Origin of the sequence: Jiulongibacter sediminis, from assembly GCF_001306455.1 — a bacterium.
In the GTDB taxonomy this organism is placed as follows: Bacteria; Bacteroidota; Bacteroidia; order Cytophagales; family Spirosomataceae; genus Jiulongibacter; species Jiulongibacter sediminis.
Map to the genome: position 1 here is coordinate 23,269 of NZ_LGTQ01000013.1, position 21,929 is coordinate 45,197.

Consider the following 21,929-nt stretch of genomic DNA (forward strand, 5'->3'; position numbering starts at 1 on the left):
CAGGAGAATCAATCTCCCGCTCATTCATAGATATTTATTAATAACCCTGATTTTGGACCAGGTACCCCTCAATATTGGAAGCACCATCAATGGCACTTTGAGGAATCGGAAACAGGCGGTTGGTTACGCTGTTTGACGTTTTCTCTGTCCAGCTATTCTCATATTTTCCAAATCTGATCTGATCACCCCTTCTGAAGCCTTCCCAGTAAAGCTCAAACCCTCTTTCTCTGAAAAGAAGATCAAGGTCAATGCTGCTCAAAGCCGGAGGTGTCTGCTGAGGACGTGCCGTTCTGGAAGTTCTTACCGTATTTACATCGGCTAATGCACCGGCGTTATCGCCCAGACGAAGTTTTGCTTCGGCACGCATCAGATAAATTTCAGCCAAACGCATGAACACTAAGTCCACGCTACTGAAGTTATTGGCATTGGGTGAAGTGTGGCTAAACTGATACTTGCCTACGCGATACCCGGCGGCGTGAAGTCTGCCCTCGTTAGTAAAGTCAACCTGCAAAGTATGGTTAACGTAACCCACATTTTTGTCTGGCCCGTTTCCTTTGATTTGGGTTACCGGGTAAATCCTGTAGCCACCCTCGCAGGTTAAGAACGCACCATCAGAGCCCTTTCTTGGTCCCCAGATTACGCCTCGAAGAATACCACGATTCATCTCAAAATCCTGAGCGGCTATGCAGTAATAGTTTTCAGCGTCATTCAGAGGAGACAGTCCTGAAAGGTCAGCGATCTCGTCGGGAATCATTTGATTTTGTTTGAAGAATCTGGCATCTGCTGTAGCAGGATCTTCGTTGCCGTAGGCTGATGCCCAGGTTTGGTAAAAATCAGGTGTAATGGCTGGTCCATCTGTTCCATCGGAACTTGGATATTCCGGCCTTCCCCAAAAAGAACCTGCTATTGACCAGTAGGTCCAACGACTTTCTTCGTTTGAAAGGACTCCTCTTTGATCTGCCGCGAAAATGATTTCAGGGTTTGAGTTATTCTCATCATTGAAGAGATCAAAATACTCCGGAGAAAAAGAATGCTTTCCGGAATTGATAATACGATCAGTGTAGGAAACCACCTTATTCATATCCTCTGCAGAAAAATTAGGTGTTCCGTAAGGATCGCGGTAAACGGCGGAATTAAGACTGAGCCTCGCCAAAAAACCGAGCACAGCGTTTTGGGTCAATCTTCCCGGCCCTTTATCTGTGTTAATTTTATCAACCACAGAGAGCAGTTCAGCCTCGATGTAATCTATGGCATCCTGGCCTCTGATCACTTCTGATAATTCACTGGAGTTTTCTTTCTTAAAGACCAGTCCCCAGCTATCCAGCATCAGCATGTTCAGATAGGCTCTCAGGGCTTTCATTTCATAAAGGGCACCCTCAGCTTCTCTATTGCCTTCAGCGGCCAGAGGTGTAAGGACTTCAATAGCCGATAGGGCTCTGGAGATATTCTTTGATACTTCATTCCAGGAGTCACGAACGAGGCTGTTTCCCGGAGTAATGGTATGCCTATGAGCATCCATAAACTTACCACCATCAAACCAGTCCGTACCCCCTCTGTATGGTAAGATAGCCTCATCTGATGGAATAAGTTGAAGCCCGTAATAATTGGTATGTCTCCAGGTCCATGAAAGCTGACCATATGCAGGGGCGATAGAACCGCTGACTGCCTCGGCGAGGCCTTGTCCGGAGAGTGATTCGTCAAGAACTTCTTCTTTGAGATCGGTGCAGCTCCAGTCTATGACTGAAAGTAAGCCAATGGCCGCTGCAAGTATTATATTTTTTTTCATGATGTTGAAATTTCTTATTTGATTCAAAATGAAGGATTTAACTCCTCTTTTAGAATGATACATTAAGGCCAAGCATGTAAGTTCTGGCTTTTGGATAGGTAAAACGGTCAATTCCAAAAGTTTGAATTCCGCCGGTGGAGCTTCCGGTGTTTACCTCAGGGTCAAAGCCACTGTAGTCGGTAAGAACAAAAAGGTTTTGACCTGTCAGTGAGAATTGTACACCTTTAATCCAGTTGCTACTCAAGAGTTTCTCCGGGCTTAGGTTATAGGAGAGCGTAGCATTGTTCATTCTTAGATAGCTACCGTTTTCAAGATACCTTGTTGAAACTTCATTGGAGTTTGAAATAGCCTCCTCAGGGTACTCAACAGCAAAAGCAGTCGTATTAAAAGAAGAAGAAAGGCTTCCCTTATTGAAAATTGACATGGCCGTGTGATTGAAAATTTTGTTTCCTGATACTCCGTTGAAATTGAGCCCCAGATCAAAATTTTTGTAGCCCAGATTGACAGTGAAAGCATAAAGCACATTTGGAATTGCGGTTCCCACAACATATCGGTCATTTTCCAAAACCTGGCCGTCTCCGTTTTTATCGAGGTAAGCGTTTAAACCATCGTCACCGATACCTACAAATTCTTTCATGTAGAAGGCACCTATAGACTCACCGTTTATGTAGCCATTGATGGTAGCTCCCGTTTGTCCGGCACCCTGAGCAGCTCCTGTAGTCAGAACAGCGTAAGGTGAGTTTTCAACAGAGTTTTTCATCAGTGTTATGTTTCCACCAATGCCATAATAAAAGCTTCTTTGGCTGCTGCTGCGATAATCAAGGGATAACTCAAGACCGGAGTTTTTGATTTGCATATCCGGTACGTTTGTCCAGTAGGTGGCCGTAGGTTGAATTGGGTCAGCGGGCACCACTTCCAGTAAGATGTTCTCTGAAGTTTTGTTGAAATAGTCAACAGTACCTGTCAGCTTATTGGCAAGTATGCCAAAGTCAATACCGATGTTCGATTGTCTGGATACCTCCCATTGGATATTCGGGTTTGCCAATCGTGTAAAGATTGTGCCGTAAGGGTAATCATCCAACGTATTGGCGTTAGGGTTAAGAGGATAGGTGTCATTCCCAGACTTGCTTTCTACGTAATTCGCCTGAGTTATCTTAGAAGGAATCTCCTGATTACCGGTCAAACCCCAGCTGGCTCTTAGTTTCAAATTCGTGAAAACCGAGGTGGTCATAAAATCCTCATTGCTGATATTCCAGCCTGCGGCAAAAGATGGGAAGTAACCGTATTTATTATTTTCACCGAATTTAGATGAACCATCTGCCCGCATGGTGGCTGTGAAAAGGTATTTGTCTTCAAAACCGTAATTCACTCTTCCAAAGAATGATTGAAGCTCATTTTTGATGGCATACGTGTTTAGTGTTGTCGGCTGCTCCTGCGTGCTGGTCTGATCCTGATAAATAGGCTCAATACCGCTGCTGGCAAAACCAGTCAGGTTAAAACCGCGAAGATGCTCAAAGGTTTTCTGATACGAATGCCCGGCTAAAAAATTCAGGTTATGACTGCTTTTCTGATAGTTATAGGTCAAGGTATTTTCGATCAGGTTATTGTCATTTTTTACCAAAGAAGAATTTAATGAGCCAAGATCAAGCCCCTCAAGAAGAGCATACGGCAGCATCTGTACGATCCTGTCTGTTGAAGAACGGTCTAGGCCAACGTTGAGCTTATACGTAAGGTCATCTGTAATTTTCAGACTGGGAGAAAAATTGGCAATAATACGGTTATTGACGGCATTGTCTTTATAGATTTCCTGACGGGTCAGAGGGTTCAGCATATCATCAATAAGGCTTGGACTTCCATTGGTATACGCCGGGATAGTCGGGTTAAGCTGAAGCATATTCACGACCATTGAACCACCGTCGGGCCTGTTATTTTCAGTTTGGGAAGCCGTCAGGTTATACGCAATATTTAATCTGCCGTTTAAACCGGTCTGATTTAGATTGAGACGGCCTGAGTAACGCTTTAAATTGCTATTGAGAAGAATGCCTTCCTGATTATCGAGACCAAGCGATGCAAAATAGGAGAATTTTTCACTAGCTGCTCCACTTATGGAGAGGTGGGTGGTATAAGACTGAGCCGTTCGTGTCAGTTCATCTTGCCAGTCTGTGCTGCCACCGGCATTATAGAGGTTGCCACCGGCATTAACTACTTGCTTTTTGAATTCATCAGCACTGAAAACATCAATCTTGTTTGATAATGTAGAAATGGCAGTGCTGGCGGATAAATTCATTTCTGTTTTGCCTGATTTTCCTTTTTTCGTGGTGATGACCACAACGCCATTGGCAGCTCTGGCACCGTAAATAGCAGCAGCTGAAGCATCTTTCAGGATGTTGATGGATTCAATATCCTGGGGGTTGATGAAGTTCAAAGGGTTGGTGGCAACGCCTGTTGAAGAGTTGTCGAGAACAAAACCGTCAATCACATAAAGCGGTGTCGTTCCTGATCTTAAACTACCAACTCCGCGAATGATGACATCTTGAGATGCACCGGGTTCGCCGCTGACAGACGAGACGTTAACACCTGCTACTTTACCCTGTAAAAGCTGTCCGGGGTTGACTACTATCCCCTTGTTAAAGTCTTTGCTCTTTAGGGTCCCTACTGCTCCTGTAAGGTCAGATTTCTTTTGAGTACCGTATGCGAGTACTACAATATCATCTAACTGAGAAGCTGAGGGCTCCAGCTGAACAGAGATGTTGGTCTGGCTTCCCACCAAAACCTCTTGTGACGTGAAGCCGATAAAATTGAAGACCAATACTGAGTTTTCGTCTTTGACAGTAATGGAGTACTCGCCGCTGGCATTTGTAAGGGAACCATTTGTGGTTCCTTTTTCAATAATTGAACAGCCAATCAAAGGAGTGCCGTCAGGCTCTGTGACTGTACCGTTAATTTGAATCGTTAGTGGTGCTGCGTTGGCTACTCCTGATAAAAAGAAAAGGAGCATAGTACCAAGTGCACACAATCGGAGAAATAGATTGTTTTTCATGTTACTTGAAGAGTTAATTGATCAATAGGTTCTTTCTGAAGCGAAAAGAGTATTTCGAAAAGATTGTGTTGGATTAACTAAAGTTAATCTTTTTGTTGTCAAACCTTTACAGGAGCTACTCTTTTTTTGAAAGAACTTTTCAGATCGTTTTGGCTTAAGGACTTTTGGTTTTTCGGCCGCAAAACTAGGATTGCAAATGGCTTGGAACCAGACAGAATTTCAGACTTAATTATTTGATAAAACTGTGTTGAATATGTTAATGGTCAAGTCATCATTTCTTAAACAATCCTTAATACGGGAGTTGGATATTTTAACTACTTTAGGCTCTTCCTAACTATTCAAACCTCTTCAATGCGAAATGAAAACCAGGCTGCTGATTGTTGTTCTTTTTTGCCTTCAAAACTTAAATCTTACTGCTCAAAAAGTACATGCCCATAATGATTATGAACACGATTTTCCGTTTTGGGAGGCTTATACAGCTGGGGTAAAATCAGTGGAGGCTGATGTTTTTGAGGTGGATGGCAAGCTGCTGGTGGCTCACAACAGAGAGGATGTTTCCGCCGAACGGAATTTAGAAAATCTTTATTTACAGCCGCTGGTCAAGGTTGTTCAAGCGTCGGGGTTTCAGGGTTTACAATTGTTGATTGATTTCAAAACGGAGGCGGAGCCAACGCTGTCGGCCTTAATGAAACTTTTGGAAAATTATCCTCAATTGACGGCTAACAAGAAGGTGACTATTGCTGTCTCGGGAAACAGGCCTTCTGATTATTCTGCTTTTCTGGAATACATTCAATTTGATCATCAGGACGCCGAAAACTGGCCTGAAACCTTAGACAATATTGCTCTTTTGAGCCTTCCTTTTTATAAAATTTCTCCCTGGAAAGGGCAGGATGAATTACCTCTAAAAGACAGGTCAAAAATGGAAGAAATGATTGCCATTGCCCACCGGAGAGGTCTCCCCATTCGTTTCTGGGCAACGCCAGATACACCTTTAGCCTGGAAAACACTCAAAGAACTCGGCGTTGATTATATCAATACCGATAAACCCTATGAGTGTGTTAATTTTCTGGAAAAGTAGCCGATTAGTTTACCTTTTGAAAAAGGAAAGTGTAATCACCTTTGGCTTTGAGTTTTTTGTTCTCAAAAATGATCCTCTTCACCACTTCACCGTCCCAACGGGTTTTAAAAGCACTGTACTCCATGCCTTCTGAAGAGGGTTCTTCAATATTCATACTCCACATTTTAGGATCGAATTTAAGACGGAGCTTTTCTCCATTGGCCGAAATCAAAACCAATTCTCCCGGTGCCTGACTCTTAATGGCACAAATGGTCATAAATACCTGCTGCAGACTTTCAGTTTTTGAAAGATTATAGACGTCCTTAAGACTTACGCTGGGCTCTTGTTGGCTGATACTGATTTTACGTTTCCAGCTTTTAATGCCCGACGATTCAGGGTAAGCCTTCCGCATGTTGAGTTGAAGGGCTGTTTCTTTGGCGTTTTCTACAACTTCCACCTCGGTGGCCTCAAAAGACCGGCCGTTTTCCTGCACCTCGCTGTTTATTAGAGGTACATTATGGTGGTCAGACCGGGTAAACCATAAAGTATAGCGTTCAGAAGAGAACGTTCGGGCCGTATAGTTACCCCGCCCGGCGTCAATGATCATGGGCTGGCCATCCTGATAAATGATAAAGTCGCCAATGTCATTATGATTATGGCTTTCGGCATTATGGCCGCCGTGAGTTGCCATAAAAAGTCCGTGGTTATTTCTGGCTACCAGCACCTGAATATCTTCAAACCAGACTTTTCTGACAGGCTGGAGCTCGGCTTTTTCATCAGGAATATTTTTTATGGTGAGCAGATTTTCCATGGTTCTCATCCGCATAAAACCGTGGGTAGATTTCATGCCGAACTGTTGAAAAGCCCATTGCCCGAAGGTAGCCAGCGGTTCACTATCAATGGCTCCGCCCAGTCGGTAAAGTAGCAGGCCATCGGGAGCGAGGGTGGGGTCAGCGTCGGCAAAATTGACAAAATAGGATTCGTCGATATGAGTTTTGTAAATATAATTACTCATGTTTTGAATCAATTGCTCCTGATAAATATTGACTTTACCACTTGTGCTTTTATCAAGTAATTCCAGACAATCAAAAACGGAACCACCGGCCGCAAACCAGTAGGAGGGGCCTTCATCACAGCCTCCGTCATCACCCAGGCTGTTAAGGTAACTATCAAGTCCTGCCATAGCTCTGTAAACCATTTCGTGCCTAGGAGCTTCTTCAGGCTCAAGAAGAAGGGTGCTGAGGAGCCAGTTTGACATGATCCAGGGATTCCAGTTGTTTACGGGTTTGGTTTTGCTCATATACCCGTAGTTCTCTGAATCCTGAATCATCGGCATGAAAATCCTACTGTTAGTTTCAGAATAAATTCGTTTCCTGATCAATGGGTTGATTTTATCCATTTCAGGACCGCAGAGGTAGTCGGCCAAAGCCAGTACTCCTGCCGTTTCTGCCTGAAATAGATCAACATAAGGGTGGTCAATATCCGGCAAACCCGTGTGTGAGATGTGGGCCGGAACACCCCAGTAACTTTCTTCACAAATGGACCAAATACCATTGAAGATGGCCTCGGAAAACCTGCCTTTTCCCTCCATGCTTTCTGCAAGCACCAAATGCATGAGATTTTCTCGTTTCCCGAAAGAAATTTCCTGATGAACAGAGCGGTCACCACTTCGTTTGTATTCCATCATGATGGAACCCGAGATGGGCATGAATTCATATTCAAGAGCCGCCTCTCCCTGTTTAATGACTTCGAGGATTGTTTTGGACGGCAAGGCTTTAGCCCATTCCTCAGGAGTTTTCGGGTAGGGCTTAAATTCTTCTTTTGAGATTAGATATTTCTCAATATCACTGGTCGACCAGTTATTTTGGAGGAGGTTTCGCTCAGTTATTTGTGAGAAGCCACAAAGCGAAATGGTCATTAAAAGGCAAAAGAAGATTGTTTTCATCATGATCAATAGGTTGACTAAAAGGCCATTTATAAAAGTGTCAATTACTCTCCTCCCCTTGAGATAAGCCCCTTTTCTTTGTATTTGTCAATAAAGTGCTGATCAAGCTCCTCCGAATCTTTGTATTTAATTCTTAAATCGCTCAGGTCAGCTTTGAGCTTTTTGACGACCTCGGCGTATTCTGGATCATTATAGACATTACGAAGCTCTTTCGGGTCATTTTTTCGATCATACAGCTCCCATTCATCCACATCGTAATAGAAATGAACAAGTTTGAAATCCTCGGTGACAATACCGTAGTGGCGTTTTACCATGTGCACCGCCGGGTATTCGTAATAATGATAGTACACGGCATCTCTGAAATTCTCGGTTTCTCCTCTGAATAATGGAATTAGGTTTTCGCCCTGCATGTCGGCAGGGGCCTCTACACCAGCTGCGGCGAGAATAGTTTGGGCAAAGTCCAGATTCTGTACCATTTGCGTGTTTCTGGAACCTGCTTTTATTACCCCGGGCCATTTAACCAATAAAGGCGTTTTGAAAGACTCATTATAGATGAACCTTTTGTCAAACCAGCCATGCTCGCCCAGATAGAACCCCTGATCGGAGGTGTAAATGACAATGGTGTTTTCTGCGAGTCCGCTTTCTTCGAGATAGTCAAGGACTTTGCCCACACCTTCATCAACTGAGGCAATGCTACCCAGGTAGTCCTGCATATATCGCTGATATCGCCATTTCATTTTGTCCTGTTGAGACATAGTCGGGTAGTCCTTGATAAACTGCTCATTCATAGGTCCGTAGACGGCATCCCAGGCGGCTCGCTGTTCTTCATTCATAGCCCCAACTTCCCGGGCGAAAGCTCCTTTGTCCCAGCCGGCTGTTTCAGGAATTCCCAATTGATCCATGACATCGGGGTAGATTTTGGAATCTCCGGCCCAGTTCATGTGCTTGAGCAGATTCATCTCGGCTTCATGGGCGGCAGATCCTCTACCGCTGTAATCGTCAAAAAGCGTCTCGGGTTCTTTGAAAGTACGTTTGGTAAAGTCTGTATAATGACGTTCTGCCGGCAACCATTCCCGATGCGGAGCTTTGTGCAGGTAGGCCATGAAGAAAGGCTTGTCCTCTTCTCGCTCCGTTTTAAGCCAGTTGATGGTCATGTCGGTGATGAGGTCGGTCACATAGCCGGTAATGGTTTTTTTTCCTTCTTTTTTGGTGATGAACTCCGGATTATAATAGCGACCCTGACCTGGCAGAATTTTGAATTCATCAAAACCTTTCGGGTTATTGCCGAAATGCAATTTGCCAAACATGGCCGTTTGGTAGCCATTGGCTTGCAATAGTTGCGGGAAAGTCATTTGAGTAGTATCAAACGGGAAGTTATTATCAATTTTACCATTCAAATGGCTGTGTTTTCCGGTCAGGATCACTGCACGAGATGGAGCACAAATGGAATTGGTAACACAGGCATTGGTAAACAGCATACCGTCATTAGCGATACGATCAATATTTGGGGTCTCAATCAACGTATTGTCATAGGCAGATATCGCCTGATACGCATGATCATCCGCCATGATAAAGAGGATGTTCGGGCGTTTTGGAGTTTCTTCTGTGCATGAGAATAGAAATGAAACTCCGAGAATGAGAAATCCGAGGGTTCTGATTTTTTTCATAGGGTTACTTTAGATAACCCAAGATCGTAATATTTTATGAATCACTGAAGAGTTATTGGCCTCGGCCAATAAGAGTCTTAAATCAGTCGATAAAATCCAGAACTGCTTCTCCATTCATACATTCAATACCTGAAGGAATGGGAGCGATGGAGCAGTCTGAAATCACGCCATATTTGTCGTTAAAAGTAGCGGTAAGGCTCGTGTAGTGTCTGACTTTTTTGAGAAAGCACTCCGTGTCCTGATTGACATTGTAAACAATATATCCGGCTGGTCCGCCGCAGGCTTTACTTCCGATCTCGGTGAATTTCCATTCGTTGGCATCGCTGCACGAGAATTCTTTTGATAACGATTCTATTTCAGAATACAGGTCTTGCAACAGTTTTTCATCAGCTTCTCGGCTGGTGTCCTGAGAAATAGCTCCTGTAGTTTCGCATCCGGCGTCTACCGAGCTTTCGGGACAAGCAATACTTACGAAGATCAATAGAGTTAGGGAAAGAATTTTCATGGTTTCGGTTTGTGATTTCAGTCCTTTAACGCCCTTATCTGGCAAATAGTTTATGCCAATGTCAATGCTTTTTGGCGTAATCAAGTGTAGCCTGCCATACCCGGAAAAGGTTGCCTGAGCAAATTTTCTCAATATCTTCATCGGAGTACCCTTTCTCCAGCAGTAGGTTGATGATATTCGGGTAATCGGAAACATCTTTGAGTCCCAGCGGCAAAGAGTCACCCACACCATCAAAATCAGAGCCGAAGCCAACATGATCAACACCAGCCAGATTGACAACCCGTTCAATATGATTCACTACCATTTCAACATCACTATACATTTCAGGATGACTTTCACCAAAGGCTCTAATGAGCTCACGAGCACCCGGGTCTCTCATACCCAGCCCTTTTTCTTCCAGCATTTCCATCATTTCTTTTCGCAGGGTATTTCGCGTTTCGGTGACTTTACCATCGAGAAAAGTTGATCCGAAATTAATCATAATAACGCCGTTGTTTTCTTTGACCATTTTCACCATCTCGTCGGTCATATTTCGCTCAAAATCGGGTGTGAAATGGCGTAGAGAAGAATGCGAGGCAATCACCGGTATCGGTGTAATTTTCATCACATCGTAAAACGTGCTGTCTGAAACGTGAGAAATATCAATCATAATACCTTGCCGGGCCATTTCCTGAACTACCTCTTCGCCAAACGGACTCAAACCTTGCCAAACCCGAGTAGTATCGTAAGATGAATCGCCCAGTTGATTGACTTTACTATGCGTTAAAGTTATGTAGCTGATACCTCTCTTTTTGAAATAAGCTATGTCTTCAACAGAGCCCACCGGACTGCCATTCTCCATGCCCATTGGCAAAGCTATTTTTCCTTTTTTAAAGGCTTTTCTGACCTCTTTTGGGCTGGTGGCTATCTGGAAATAATCTTTATCTTCTTTGGCAATGTACTCCACCATATTGATGAGGCTATCAGCCAATTTTTCCCCACCCTCCTGTGTATACGAGGCCGGAATGTAGATGGACATGAATGGAGCATCAAGCCCGCCTTCTTTCGCTCTTTTGAAATCAAAATCACCATTCTCAGACTCTACCGGTATACCTGTGTACTCTTTGGTCAATTGAAAATTCTGCACTTTCAGGCGGTATGGAAGGTCAACATGCCCATCCGTAATAATGAATTTATGAGCTAGCTCAACGGCTTTTTCCTGAGCTTTAAGGCTCAGGATAGGAACAAGGGTGAGGGCAAGAAGTAGTTTTTTCATCGGGTTTTCAGGTTTATTGATGTTAAAAACTACAAAGTGTTTTCTAAAACCTCTGCTATTTTGGTCTACGAATGGCTGATTTTCAGATTATAATACTATTCTGCCTCTTTTTCTTCTCAAAAATTAGAAGTCTTTGTGTCTTCAGAGGATAAGTTTGAAAGAATGAGTTCTTTAAGCAACGGAAGGGTTTCTGATGCAAACCACTCGTTCCTCTTCATCCAGATATTATTTCTTGGTGAAGGGTGGGGGAGGGGCAAAAATTCTGGCAAATATTTCTCAAAGTTTCTGACAGTTTCAGTGAGTGTAGCCTTGGCTTTTTCTTGTAGATAGTAGTTTTGAGCATATTGACCCACCAAAAGAGTAAGCTTGATGTTCTTCATTTCAGCTAACACCATTTCATGCCATTGAGGAGCACACTCGGGTCTTGGAGGCAAATCTCCAGACTTTCCTGTTCCCGGATAACAGAAGCCCATTGGCATAATGGCAAACAGCTCCGGATTATAAAACTGATCTCTTGAAACACCTAGCCAGCTTCTCAAATTATCACCGCTTTTATCGTCAAAAGGAACTCCCGTTTCATGAACTTTTCTACCCGGTGCCTGACCAATAATGAGGATTTTGCTTTTCGTGGATACCTGAAGAACCGGCCTGCAGCCATGAGGCAAATGCTCCTGGCAAACGTTGCAGTTATGAATATTATCAATCAGCTTTTTCACTCCCTAATTTAGAAAACAATGTGCAAAAAGAAACCCTCCGGCAATGGAGGGTTTCTGCGATTAGTTTCTATCCAGAGGCGGAGTTGCCGGGTTAGGTGGTGTTGGGGCCGAAGGTGGGGCTGGCGGACTCACCTTTGAAGCCTTCATTGGTTTGACCGGCTTGGCAGGTTTTGGAGGCTTAGGTGGTTTCGGTGGTTTGGGAGTTTCACCAAATGACTTCTGAACTTCCTCCGGGAGCATTTGAAGAATTGCTTCGTGGTTTTTCTCAACTTTTTCAGCACTTTCCTCAATCTCCTTTTCTTTCAATTCCATTTCTATTTCAAATTTCTTCATCGGAATTTCCAGTTCTTTTTCGAGTTTTAACTCAAGCTCCTCCATTTTGAGGTCAAACCCTTCCATGTTCACTTCGAAGTCTTCCATTTTCTTCTCGTGAATCTCAATTTTTGACTCAAACTCTTTTTCGAGCTTCTCCATTTTTTTCTGAAAGTCGGGGTCTTTCTTATCCAGTTTGGTAATCTGACTTTGAAACTCCTCACTGTATTTTGAAATGATTTTCGCCTGTTCCTGAATTTCTGCAATTGATTTCTTAAACTCAGGATCGTTTGCCGGATTAAACTCCACTTTCGCCATTATTTCTTCATGAATTTTCTGAATTTTATCGGAGTCAATCTGAATGTTCGCAGTCTTCTCTTCTAACTCCTTTTTGGCCGCTGAAATTTCATTCCAATACTTCTTCAGTTTTGCTCTCTCGGCCGTAGTTAAATTCATTTTTTGACCATTGATCGTGATAGATTCGGCGTCAATCTTGACATCATAGTCATCATTTTTCAATTGGATCTTTTCGTCTCCAAATCCATAATAAATGTGGCGATGAACTTTCTCAGAATCAGAAACCGTGGCCTTTGGTTCTATACCAGGGGCAATTTCAACGATATCTGGCTCAACTTGAACAATTTCCGGCTTGACCACCTCTTCAAATGGTTCAATGTCTATGACCTCATCTGTTTGAGCTTGTACCGCACCAACTGTACTCAGTGCTGCAATCACCAGTAAAGTAGCCATAAGTTTGACCTGTTGAGTTTTGGGGTTAATACCAAGTAAACGTTGTATACGACCCAGCATAGGCATTCTTTTTTTGCCGAATGCCATCGCCAGCGTGGGGTGCTGTTGGTTGAGCTGTATTTGAGCCAGGGTTTTGGCCAGTAAAACTCTGTTTCCTGTTAATTCTGCTGCCCAGTCGTCACACGCATGCTCACGGTTTTCTCTGATCTGGTAACTTACAAGCCAGTAGGCCGGATGATAGAAAAACAGGTTCTCCAGTAAGGTTTGGGCTAAATTAAGTGCAAAATCATTACGCTTGATGTGGGCGACTTCGTGAGCAATAATGAGTTCAAGCTGTTCATGGCTGAGACCACTAACCAAAGAAACGGGTAGAAGCAGAACGGGTTTCAGGCTTCCAAGCACCATTGCGGTACTTACTTTCTCAGACTCAAAAGCCTGAAAAGATGGAATGTTCACATCAACTTTTCTTAAAACGGCGTTTAAGGCCATATCCGCTTTTTGACTGAGTTTTAGTGTGCCTTTGGTTTTGAGGAATTGCACATAAAACAAGCCGCCGAACTGTCTCAGCATTAAAAAAGAAAAGCCGATCAGCCAACCGACGAAAAGCCAATGAGCATTCGCCTGAACTGTTTCGAGAAGATTTTGCGACGCAGAACCCGAAACAATTTGATTCCACAGCAGAGGGCTACTTTCAGCTGATCTCTCTCCCCCTACTACTTTTTCCGGCATCAGAATGAAAAAGGTCAAAGCTGAAGCGAAAAACTGTAAGGCAAAGGCTGAAAGTCCAAGCCAGACCTTATTCTCAGCTTTTTTGATAAAACGATTGGCCACCCAAAAGAGGGCCACAAGGAGCACCCCCTGCCAGAGGGAATGCAGCATGGTCTGCCCAAACTGTGCAGCCAGCGGTGATTCGAAAATTGATTGTAGCTTATTCATAATTTGTATTTGTTACGTTTTTTAAGACCGAAGACGGATGACCGGATACGGAAGTTTTCTTCGGTCATCCGTCACCCGTCTTCGGTCAATCTTTCACCCCATCCCCTCCAGCAATTTCTTAATTTCCTCCAACTCTTCTTTACTGGCTTTATGGTTTCCCAGAGCCTGCATAACCATGCTCATGGTAGAACCGCCAAAGGCAGAATCGACGAACTTTTCCAGAAGTTGCTTTTGCGTGTTTTCCTGAGAAACAGCGGCCTCATACACGTGATACCTACCTTGTTCGGTACGGTTTAAAATGTTTTTACCATGCATTAACTGCATGATTTTCAGCGTGGTGGTGTAACCCACATCTCTGGATTTATTTAATTCATCGTTGATTTCTCTGACAGAAGAGGGACCTCTTTGCCAGAGTAATTGGAGAATTTCTAATTCAGCTTCAGTTGGCTTGATCATTATCTACGATTATTTTCGTAACAAATATAATACGATTGGTTTCGTAGGTGCAAAGTTTTTCTACGATATTTTTCGTAATTAACGAATTTTAAGATTTGATACCGGACCACAATTGTAGGAGTAAGTAGCCAATGAAAGGCTTTCAAAGGAAAATTGTACCTTGCCGAAAAAATATCAAAAATGAAATCAACCCTTTCAAAAGCTGTTACACTTTTATCACTTATTGCGATTATCGCATGTCAGGAGAACAAAGAAGAAGCTGGCCCAAATACATTATCCGAGATCGAAATGGAAGAGGGCTGGACTTTGTTATTTGATGGTAAAACCACAGATGGTTGGCACCTCTACAATGCCGGGGACGTACCATCGGCCTGGATAGTGACTGAAAACGGCGAGCTCTATTGCAAACCTGACACTTTTGAAGTGGTGCATGGAGATTTATTGACAGATAAATCCTACTCAAATTTTGAAATGAAATTTAACTGGAAAATTTCAGAGGCAGGGAATTCAGGGGTTTTTATTAATGTACAGGAGGATGAAGCATACCCTACCGCCTGGACCACAGGCCCGGAGTACCAATTATTGGACAATCTGGGTATCCATGCCGAATACCTTCATGATTCTACCCATTGGGCCGGCTGTTTGTATGGTTTTCAAAAGAACCTTAATACCGTTATTGCTAAGCCTGCGGGGGAATGGAATGAATCGATGATCAAACAGGAAAACGGGAGAGTACAATTTTGGCTTAATGGTGTAAAAACAGCCGATCAGGATTTGACCGGTAAAGAATGGAAAGAAAAAGTCGCCAATAGTAATTTCAAAACCTTTGAGGCTTTCGGAGCGGCCACTTCCGGCCATATTGCCTTACAAGATTGGGCGAAGGGTGTAAGTTTTCAGAACTTGAAGATCAGAGAACTGTAGTCGTCTATGTGTTGAATTAGAAATGGGCGGTTATCATATAAGCATTTTTCCACCCATCATTTCCATTTCATCCATTCGCCAAAAGGCCCCCGGGCTGATGAAATAGCTGTATTCTCTGGGAGGTTCTACGCCTACCAGCTCAAAAGCGGCTCGGATAAACTCAGCACAGGTGTATTTGTCATCTTCAAAGATTTCTTTCAGTCCTACAAAAGATCGCCAAAGAATACGGTAATATTCTGCCCGGTCATATTGCTTAGTCAGGTTATCTAAACAGAACTCTTTTATTTGTCTTTGCATGGTCAGGTTTTGACCAATTTCATTATGCCTGGCCCAGCCCACCCTTCCGGCGTAGGGCTTTTGATGACCGTCATAATCTTTAAAAACAAAAGACATTGGTACCATTCTGATTCCATTTTCCAAAACAGATTCTATAAGGAAAACACGGTCAAGTTCCTCAAGTCTGATCACTATGCCTACATGGCTCCACGCTGATCTCGATCGCCTTCTGATGAGGGATGACAGCCAATGATCTCCGGAAAAAAATAAGAAATCACCAGTTTGTAACTCAGACCTAATCTCGTTGTAATTTTGTAAATTCGTTTGAGGTTTATCCCTCGGAAACAGGGATTCCAGTTTTGATTTCTTGTAGAGTGGCAGTGCCATGAAACTTTTGGATTAGGACAGGGGTTTTAGGTTTGATTTAAAAATTGCATAGCAAATTAGCTAAAAATATATGGTAACGGTATCAGAGCAGGCGAAGAATAAAATTGAAGAATTAAAGGCCAAAGAAGGGAAAGACGGTAGTCACGGAATTCGGGTGGCGGTACAAGGTGGAGGATGTTCAGGCTTGATGTATGATCTGGAATTTGACGCCTCTGAACGTGAGAATGATCAGGTTTTTGAAGACAAAGGAATTAAGATATTTGTGGATAAGAAAAGCATTCTTTATCTCATCGGTACGGAGCTTGATTTCTCTGATGGACTAAACGGCAAAGGCTTTCAATTTAAGAACCCTAATGCCAGTAGGACTTGTGGCTGCGGAGAGAGTTTTGCGGTTTAAGTTGTGAGTAGGAAGTTTGAGGTCTGATTTCCGTTGTTGGATGTTTTGATCGATGACCGATGACGGAGGTTGAGTTTATGTTGTTAGGTGCTGGATGTGTGTGCCAGAAGCCTTTCTCCATGTTCCGTTCTCCTTTGCACAATTAAAAATTGTCTAAATCTTATCAAAAAAATGGAAACACAGAAGAAATTAACCCGCACCACAGGCTCAGAGGCTATGGTCTTTGGAATTTGTGGTGGCCTGGCCAAATACTTTGGCGTTGATAAGACTTTGATCAGAGTAGCTTGGGCAGTCATTACTTTTCTGGGTGTTGGCTCGCCGATTTTGATATACCTGCTCATGGCTTTTATTATTCCCAAAGAGGCCTAAAAAAAATCAACGAAAGAAACTCTCGTTGATTTAAAACCTATCGTCTGCGAAAAAGTACGCAAACTAAACCCTAAACTTTACCTGTTATGCTCCCGTAGTTAGCTGGTATCTCTCCTGCTTAGGCATTACTATCCACAAAATAATGTAGGTGATAATTACCGGGAACGGTGTAAAGAATCCGAGAGCGAATAATACTCTTACCAGTGTTACGTCGATGTTAAAATACTCTGCCAAACCGGCAGCTACACCACCTAACATACTCTCGTTTCCTTTAATTCTAAATAGCTTTTTCATGTTTTTGTCTTGTTATAGTTAATAAGTAATATCTGTTTTTGTCTGTCTGATAGTAGTGTTCTATCGTTTTGACATTTCAAAGATAATATACTGACAAGGTACTATGCTATGCAAAGTACATGAATGGTTTTCAGAAATGAGGAGTGGTATTTCTGCCTTGGTTTCTGGCAAGAATTATTGAGAACTTTTACTCGAAAGCAGTCTCAGGTAGTCTTTATCGCCTTTTTTAGGGATTTTTGTTCTGCGTTTTGAATGAGAAGTTTGAAATCTCTCTGATTGATAATCCGACTGGTGGGTTTCACAAAAAGCTTCCTGATGGGGAATTTATAGTTGAGTTTGATACTAAGTTCATAGTATTCATCAAGCGGCATTCCACTGTTATCTTCCGTAGCGATACAGAGGCTCTCACCCTGCTCAATATCATAAGACTCAACGAGCCATGGCTGAAGGCAATCATGAATATCAAATTCTCTTTTCATTAGAACATTTTTGCTAGGCAGCCGATATTCATCTGTCCACCAGTCGTCTTTAACTGCGGCCATAGCAGCTTTGGTTTGCTCTAATGTCTTTACCGCTTCCAGTTCCTCTAACTTTTCGGAGAGTAGGCGGGTCATGGCTTTCTCAAAAGGCTCCTCGCTTAAGAGAGCCTCCATGCCAAGAAGGGCACCGAGCATGTTTGAATAGGCATCTTCCATACTAAAAGCTGAATACCGTTCAGGAACCAATGGTACCGTAGAGGCCCCGTAAAAAGTTGCAATTTCATGCCACACAGAAAGGTCGAAAGCGATTTTCGCGGCAAGCCTGGCCTGCTCCTCTTTATCAAAGCTTTCGGGAATGCTTAAAGAAAGTATTTTTGAGCCACCCTCGTAGCCAAGTTCAATTTGAAAGCTTTTACCCCGGTTCTGTTGAATTTGCGAAAAAAGATAGGCAGTCCAGTCGGCCTGATCTCTGAGGTGTCCAATGTCAAGAAAGCCACCCTTGAGAGAATAGATGATTCCATTTTTCTCCAACGGGCTACCCAAATAAGTATGCGGTCCCAGCTGGTCTACCGAACTGATATCGGAGTATTTTTTGAAAGGTACTCCAGTCATTTTGAGATCACTCCCAAAAGCACAACAAGTGCGTATAATACGGGGTGGAGTCTTTGACTCCAGCGTTACTGGTAGCTCCGTAGCGAAGCCCCAAAACGGCAATAGTAGGTATATTAAAAGGACCCTTTTCAAACTCGATTCAATTTGGCTGCAAAGAGAACGTTTTTTTGACCAAAAAAATCTGCGATGGGCAAAAAAAATACCCGAACGTCGGTCCGGGTACTGCTTTGAAAAAATATCAGGTCAAAAAAGCCTTTCGCTTGGTGGGGTTACTCCTTGCAATCTCAAATAGATTGTTGTTTGTCCGCGATGGTGTGTCAGGTGTTCAAAAGCTTTGGCAAAGGCCACACCTTTTGACATTTCAAACTGGCCGAAAAGTTTCACATCACTTTCAAAGCTTTCGTTTGGCATTCCTTTGATAGTCTCAATGATAAAATCAAAACTTTCGTTGACAGCCTTCATGCAGGCTTCTTTGGTTTGAAACTGTTCATCTTTTTCAAACTCAACTCCATCTTTAGGGTTGTCAACACCGGCAATCATGGATCCAAACATATAATTGGCCCCGGCTATATGAAGAAACTGCTGAGCAAATGAACGGATATCCGTGGTTGGTTTTGAAGAGAAACCTTCAGCTGGCATGGCCTCCATGTATTCAGCTGTAAATGCTTTTGCTCTCTCAAAATCAGCTACAAGCTTTTCTTTTTCATCATTGGTTTCTAAGGCCATAGCTGTTGAAAAAGAGGCAATAAAAAGAATAATCAGAATGTTAAATGGGGTTAAAATCTTCTTCATGATTAAGGTAAGTTTGGTTTGATATTAAAGTAAACGGAAAAGCCCCTAGAATGGTTTGAGTTTTCCACTATCGGTTGGTTTTCCGTTCGAAAGGGTTTGGGTAGTTAATTACTCAAAGAAAGGAATTCCTTCAGGGGCGTATTTACGCATACCTTCTTCATTGATTTCAACGCCAATACCCGGTACATCACGTACTCTGATGAAGCCATTTTCTACAGCTTCACCTTCAAAAGTGACAATCTCCTGGAACATTTTATCACGATGGAAATAAATCTGCCACTCCATGATCATGAAGTTAGGTACCGAGGCACATACATGAGCCGAGGCCATAGCACCCAGGTAGGAGGCTACCATATGCGGTGCAAAAGGTACATAATAGAGATTTGCCAAATTGGCAATTCGCTGAGCTTCTCCAAGGCCACCGGCTTTTTGCAAATCGGGCATGATAATATCTACTGCACCGTTTTCCAGCAATGGTCTAAAGCCATGAGCCAGGTAATGATTCTCACCGGCACAAATAGGCGTGGAGGTAGATTCTGTTATTTTCTTGTAAGCATCACTGTTCTCGGCGGCTATCGGCTCTTCAAGCCACATCAGATTCAATGGCTCTAGCATTTTGGCCGCTTTTTCGCCGGTTATGGCGTCATATCTACCGTGCATATCGGCACAGATATCGATGTTGGGTCCAACTTCTTCCCTGCAGGCTGCCATCTGATCATACATACGTTGTAGCTCGGCAGGAGAGGCCGTCCAGTTAAAGCGGTCATATTTATTTGGGTCATTTGCTTGATCAAGGTCAAACTTTACCGCCGTGAAGCCCATGTCAACGGCTTCTCTGGCCGCTTTTGCGAAGTCTTCGGGCTGAGGAAGTCGACTTTGATACAGGGCCGTATCCATATAAACACGTACCGAATCTCTGAATTTACCACCAAGTAGCTGGTAAACCGGTAGACCCAGTGCTTTGCCGGCAATATCCCATAAAGCAGTCTCCACGGCTGTGAGTACGGCTACATACATTCCACTTTGAGCCCCTTGGAAAAAGCCTGCTTTGCGGATACTTTCAAAAAGACGGTGGACATTCAATGGGTTTTGCCCTTTGATATAATTTCCCATTCTTTTAACTAAATGATAGGTTCCGGCCACCGCATCTACTCCCTCACCGTGTCCTACGATATCCTGATTGGTATAAACCTTTACAAAAAGGCTTCCGCCATTTCGGATATAGCCGCATTTAATGTCAGTTATTTTTAAATCTGATGGGGCTGAACTTTTAGGAGTTCGGTCAATGGCCTCAGTATAGCCCTTTCCAAAATTTACCAAAGGTGCTGCCGCCATGGCTGATGTTAAGGCGGCTTTTGTTAGAAAATCTCTTCTGTTCTGTTTCATAGTTTAATTAATTTCGTTTTAAGGAACAAGGAGAATGGAACAGGGAAAAAGAAGTTAACTTGTCCCTCCTTTGTTCTTTTATTATTCACATAAAAATTGCCACATGTCTAAAATTGAGTCATTCGAGGATTTAACTGTATATCAAAACGGCTTGCAACTGGCTATTGATCTTTATAAAAAGTTAGCCCATTCAAAAGAGTACTCTTTAAAGGATCAAATTTTTAGATCAGCGGTCTCAATTCCTTCAAACATTGCAGAGGGTTTTGAGAGAGAGTACAACAAAGAATTCATTCGTTTTTTGAGAATAGTTAAGGGTTCTTCCGGCGAACTAAGAACTCAAATTTATATTGCCGAGGGTATTGGGATCATTGAAAAGGAAACAGCTATGGAGCTGGTTAGTAAGTGCAAACACATTTCATCTATGCTTCGCAATCTCATCAAAACCAGGACAGAGAGGTTCAGGGATTAATCCCTTTGTTCCCTTCTCCGTTCTCCTTGTTCCATCAAATAAAGAATTACCACGTCCTCTTCTTCAATATCTCCTGAATCTGATCGGCTGAAACCGGTAGTTCATTGATATGCTCACGGAGCCACTGCGAGAAATCTTTCTCAATTTCGTCTGACCAGCGGGTGTCAATTTGACCCGGGGTATACTTTTGCTCACGCAGTCGCTGGTGTCCGAACATATCCCGAAGTCTCACCACTTCAGAAACACGAACAACTTCTTCAGCAAGATGAGGCGGAATGAACAGAATGCCACCGTCTCTTCCTAGAACTACATCACCAGGCATGCACGTGGCGGCTCCAATTCTGGTTGGATTATTGATACCAACCAGTGTCGTATTTAGGGCTCTTTCGGCACTATTTAAGTGATGAGAAGGGTGATAACTTTTAAAATAGGAGGTGAACCCACCGATTTCTTTGAGTCCGTTGATATCCCTTACCGCTCCATCGTAAACAATACCATTTCCTGTTTTGGCATATATAGAGTTGCCAAGATTATCGCCGATGGTAGGGCCATCTTCATAGGCTCCAAACTGGTCAGCGACGTAAACGTCTCCCATTTGTAGCAAATCAATAGGCCAGGCGTTCTGAGACTTGATTCTTCCGTCTTCGTTATGGCCTTTATCATCAATGGCTTTCTGGATATCAGGCCTGCCAGGTGTGAAAGTGGCGGTGAGAGCTCTTCCTACCAGAACTGAGTCAGGGTTGATCGTCTGCCAGTTCCCTTCAAATTGATACTTATAATTATGATTTCGCAGAACCGCCCATGCTTCTTCCAGGGTAACTAGTTTCATTCGTTCAAGGATGTCGTCTGAAACTTTTGGTCTGCCGTCATCAAATCGCTCGCCTTCCCACTCGCGGGTGAGCAATAATAGGTATTCCTTTGAGATTTGCTGAGCCTGAAGGAGAGGGGAGGCCAGCATAAAGAGCAGCAGAATGCCGCCCATGATTCGTGTTCTTTTCATTTAGGTTGAGGTTGAATGTTTAGATAAATCTAAGCATTATCAATTGAACAGCATTTGAAAAGAGGTGTCATATCGACAATTAAAGAAAAAATGTAGTCACAGTGCTAGTTTTGGGATGAAAC

General features: G+C 43.1%; 20 protein-coding genes. 5 read left to right on the top strand and 15 right to left on the bottom strand.

The annotated features are described in order from the left end of the window. Nucleotides 1-37: 37 nt before the first annotated feature. Both AFM12_RS16475 and AFM12_RS16480 read right to left on the bottom strand, forming a co-directional pair. Complete coding sequence (locus AFM12_RS16475) at nucleotides 38-1,786, bottom strand: RagB/SusD family nutrient uptake outer membrane protein (RefSeq protein ID WP_055151219.1); 1,749 nt, start codon at nucleotides 1,784-1,786, stop codon at nucleotides 38-40. Between the two features lie 49 nt (nucleotides 1,787-1,835). Then, on the bottom strand, nucleotides 1,836-4,826 hold the full coding sequence (locus AFM12_RS16480; protein WP_055150453.1) for a SusC/RagA family TonB-linked outer membrane protein: 2,991 nt from the start codon (nucleotides 4,824-4,826) through the stop codon (nucleotides 1,836-1,838). A gap of 358 nt (nucleotides 4,827-5,184) precedes the next feature. Here AFM12_RS16480 and AFM12_RS16485 point away from each other — a divergent pair, with 358 nt between their 5' ends. Continuing rightward, nucleotides 5,185-5,904 carry a PI-PLC domain-containing protein gene (locus AFM12_RS16485; protein WP_055150456.1) on the top strand — a complete coding sequence of 240 codons (720 nt, stop codon included), beginning with the start codon at nucleotides 5,185-5,187 and terminating at the stop codon, nucleotides 5,902-5,904. Between the two features lie 4 nt (nucleotides 5,905-5,908). Here the strand turns inward: AFM12_RS16485 and AFM12_RS16490 are convergent, their stop codons facing one another. The 7 genes from AFM12_RS16490 to AFM12_RS16520 form a co-directional block, all read right to left on the bottom strand. Next, nucleotides 5,909-7,831, bottom strand: coding sequence for a heparinase II/III domain-containing protein (locus tag AFM12_RS16490; protein ID WP_229308526.1), 1,923 nt, complete (start codon nucleotides 7,829-7,831; stop codon nucleotides 5,909-5,911). Between the two features lie 41 nt (nucleotides 7,832-7,872). After that, nucleotides 7,873-9,495 (bottom strand): sulfatase family protein, encoded by a 1,623-nt coding sequence (locus tag AFM12_RS16495; protein WP_055150459.1) that lies wholly within the window; start codon nucleotides 9,493-9,495, stop codon nucleotides 7,873-7,875. 82 nt (nucleotides 9,496-9,577) lie between these two features. Then, entirely contained in the window at nucleotides 9,578-10,084 is a 507-nt protein-coding gene (locus AFM12_RS16500) for a hypothetical protein (protein ID WP_055150462.1), read from the bottom strand. Continuing rightward, nucleotides 10,062-11,255 (bottom strand): dipeptidase, encoded by a 1,194-nt coding sequence (locus AFM12_RS16505; protein ID WP_055150465.1) that lies wholly within the window; start codon nucleotides 11,253-11,255, stop codon nucleotides 10,062-10,064. Before AFM12_RS16505 ends, AFM12_RS16500 begins: the two co-directional genes overlap by 23 nt. 116 nt (nucleotides 11,256-11,371) lie before the next feature. Beyond that, entirely contained in the window at nucleotides 11,372-11,971 is a 600-nt protein-coding gene (locus AFM12_RS16510) for a uracil-DNA glycosylase family protein (RefSeq protein ID WP_055150468.1), read from the bottom strand. Nucleotides 11,972-12,031: 60 nt separating this feature from the next. After that, nucleotides 12,032-13,969: a M56 family metallopeptidase gene (locus tag AFM12_RS16515; protein WP_082391389.1), complete on the bottom strand. Its 1,938-nt coding sequence runs from the start codon at nucleotides 13,967-13,969 to the stop codon at nucleotides 12,032-12,034. A gap of 93 nt (nucleotides 13,970-14,062) precedes the next feature. Then, the gene (locus AFM12_RS16520; RefSeq protein ID WP_172678818.1) at nucleotides 14,063-14,425 is read right to left on the bottom strand and encodes a BlaI/MecI/CopY family transcriptional regulator; all 363 of its coding nucleotides are present in this window, start codon (nucleotides 14,423-14,425) and stop codon (nucleotides 14,063-14,065) included. A 180-nt stretch (nucleotides 14,426-14,605) separates the two neighbouring features. Between AFM12_RS16520 and AFM12_RS16525 the strand changes: the two genes are divergently transcribed. Beyond that, the gene (locus tag AFM12_RS16525; protein ID WP_055150477.1) at nucleotides 14,606-15,346 is read left to right on the top strand and encodes a 3-keto-disaccharide hydrolase; all 741 of its coding nucleotides are present in this window, start codon (nucleotides 14,606-14,608) and stop codon (nucleotides 15,344-15,346) included. Nucleotides 15,347-15,379: 33 nt separating this feature from the next. Here AFM12_RS16525 and AFM12_RS16530 read toward each other — a convergent pair whose 3' ends face one another. Next, on the bottom strand, nucleotides 15,380-16,009 hold the full coding sequence (locus AFM12_RS16530) for a YiiX/YebB-like N1pC/P60 family cysteine hydrolase (protein ID WP_055150480.1): 630 nt from the start codon (nucleotides 16,007-16,009) through the stop codon (nucleotides 15,380-15,382). 70 nt (nucleotides 16,010-16,079) lie between these two features. On the opposite strand from AFM12_RS16530, the gene AFM12_RS16535 reads away from it, so the two are divergent. Both AFM12_RS16535 and AFM12_RS16540 read left to right on the top strand, forming a co-directional pair. Continuing rightward, a complete protein-coding gene (locus AFM12_RS16535; RefSeq protein WP_055150483.1) occupies nucleotides 16,080-16,406 on the top strand; it encodes a HesB/IscA family protein in 327 nt (108 codons plus the stop codon). A gap of 171 nt (nucleotides 16,407-16,577) precedes the next feature. Then, on the top strand, nucleotides 16,578-16,775 hold the full coding sequence (locus AFM12_RS16540; protein WP_055150486.1) for a PspC domain-containing protein: 198 nt from the start codon (nucleotides 16,578-16,580) through the stop codon (nucleotides 16,773-16,775). Nucleotides 16,776-16,859: 84 nt separating this feature from the next. Here AFM12_RS16540 and AFM12_RS16545 read toward each other — a convergent pair whose 3' ends face one another. From AFM12_RS16545 to AFM12_RS16560, 4 genes are all read right to left on the bottom strand, one after another. After that, on the bottom strand, nucleotides 16,860-17,069 hold the full coding sequence (locus AFM12_RS16545) for a PspC domain-containing protein (RefSeq protein ID WP_055150489.1): 210 nt from the start codon (nucleotides 17,067-17,069) through the stop codon (nucleotides 16,860-16,862). Between the two features lie 203 nt (nucleotides 17,070-17,272). Further along, the gene (locus AFM12_RS16550) at nucleotides 17,273-18,292 is read right to left on the bottom strand and encodes a DUF4056 domain-containing protein (protein WP_157687448.1); all 1,020 of its coding nucleotides are present in this window, start codon (nucleotides 18,290-18,292) and stop codon (nucleotides 17,273-17,275) included. A gap of 111 nt (nucleotides 18,293-18,403) precedes the next feature. Further along, entirely contained in the window at nucleotides 18,404-18,952 is a 549-nt protein-coding gene (locus tag AFM12_RS16555) for a DinB family protein (protein ID WP_082391391.1), read from the bottom strand. A 108-nt stretch (nucleotides 18,953-19,060) separates the two neighbouring features. Continuing rightward, nucleotides 19,061-20,338, bottom strand: a complete 1,278-nt coding sequence (locus AFM12_RS16560; RefSeq protein ID WP_055150495.1) for a mandelate racemase/muconate lactonizing enzyme family protein — start codon at nucleotides 20,336-20,338, stop codon at nucleotides 19,061-19,063. Nucleotides 20,339-20,441: 103 nt separating this feature from the next. Between AFM12_RS16560 and AFM12_RS16565 the strand changes: the two genes are divergently transcribed. Further along, nucleotides 20,442-20,807 carry a four helix bundle protein gene (locus AFM12_RS16565; RefSeq protein ID WP_055150498.1) on the top strand — a complete coding sequence of 122 codons (366 nt, stop codon included), beginning with the start codon at nucleotides 20,442-20,444 and terminating at the stop codon, nucleotides 20,805-20,807. Between the two features lie 46 nt (nucleotides 20,808-20,853). On the opposite strand, the gene AFM12_RS16570 is transcribed toward AFM12_RS16565, so the two are convergent. Further along, complete coding sequence (locus tag AFM12_RS16570; RefSeq protein WP_374754277.1) at nucleotides 20,854-21,789, bottom strand: RraA family protein; 936 nt, start codon at nucleotides 21,787-21,789, stop codon at nucleotides 20,854-20,856. Nucleotides 21,790-21,929: the final 140 nt, after the last annotated feature.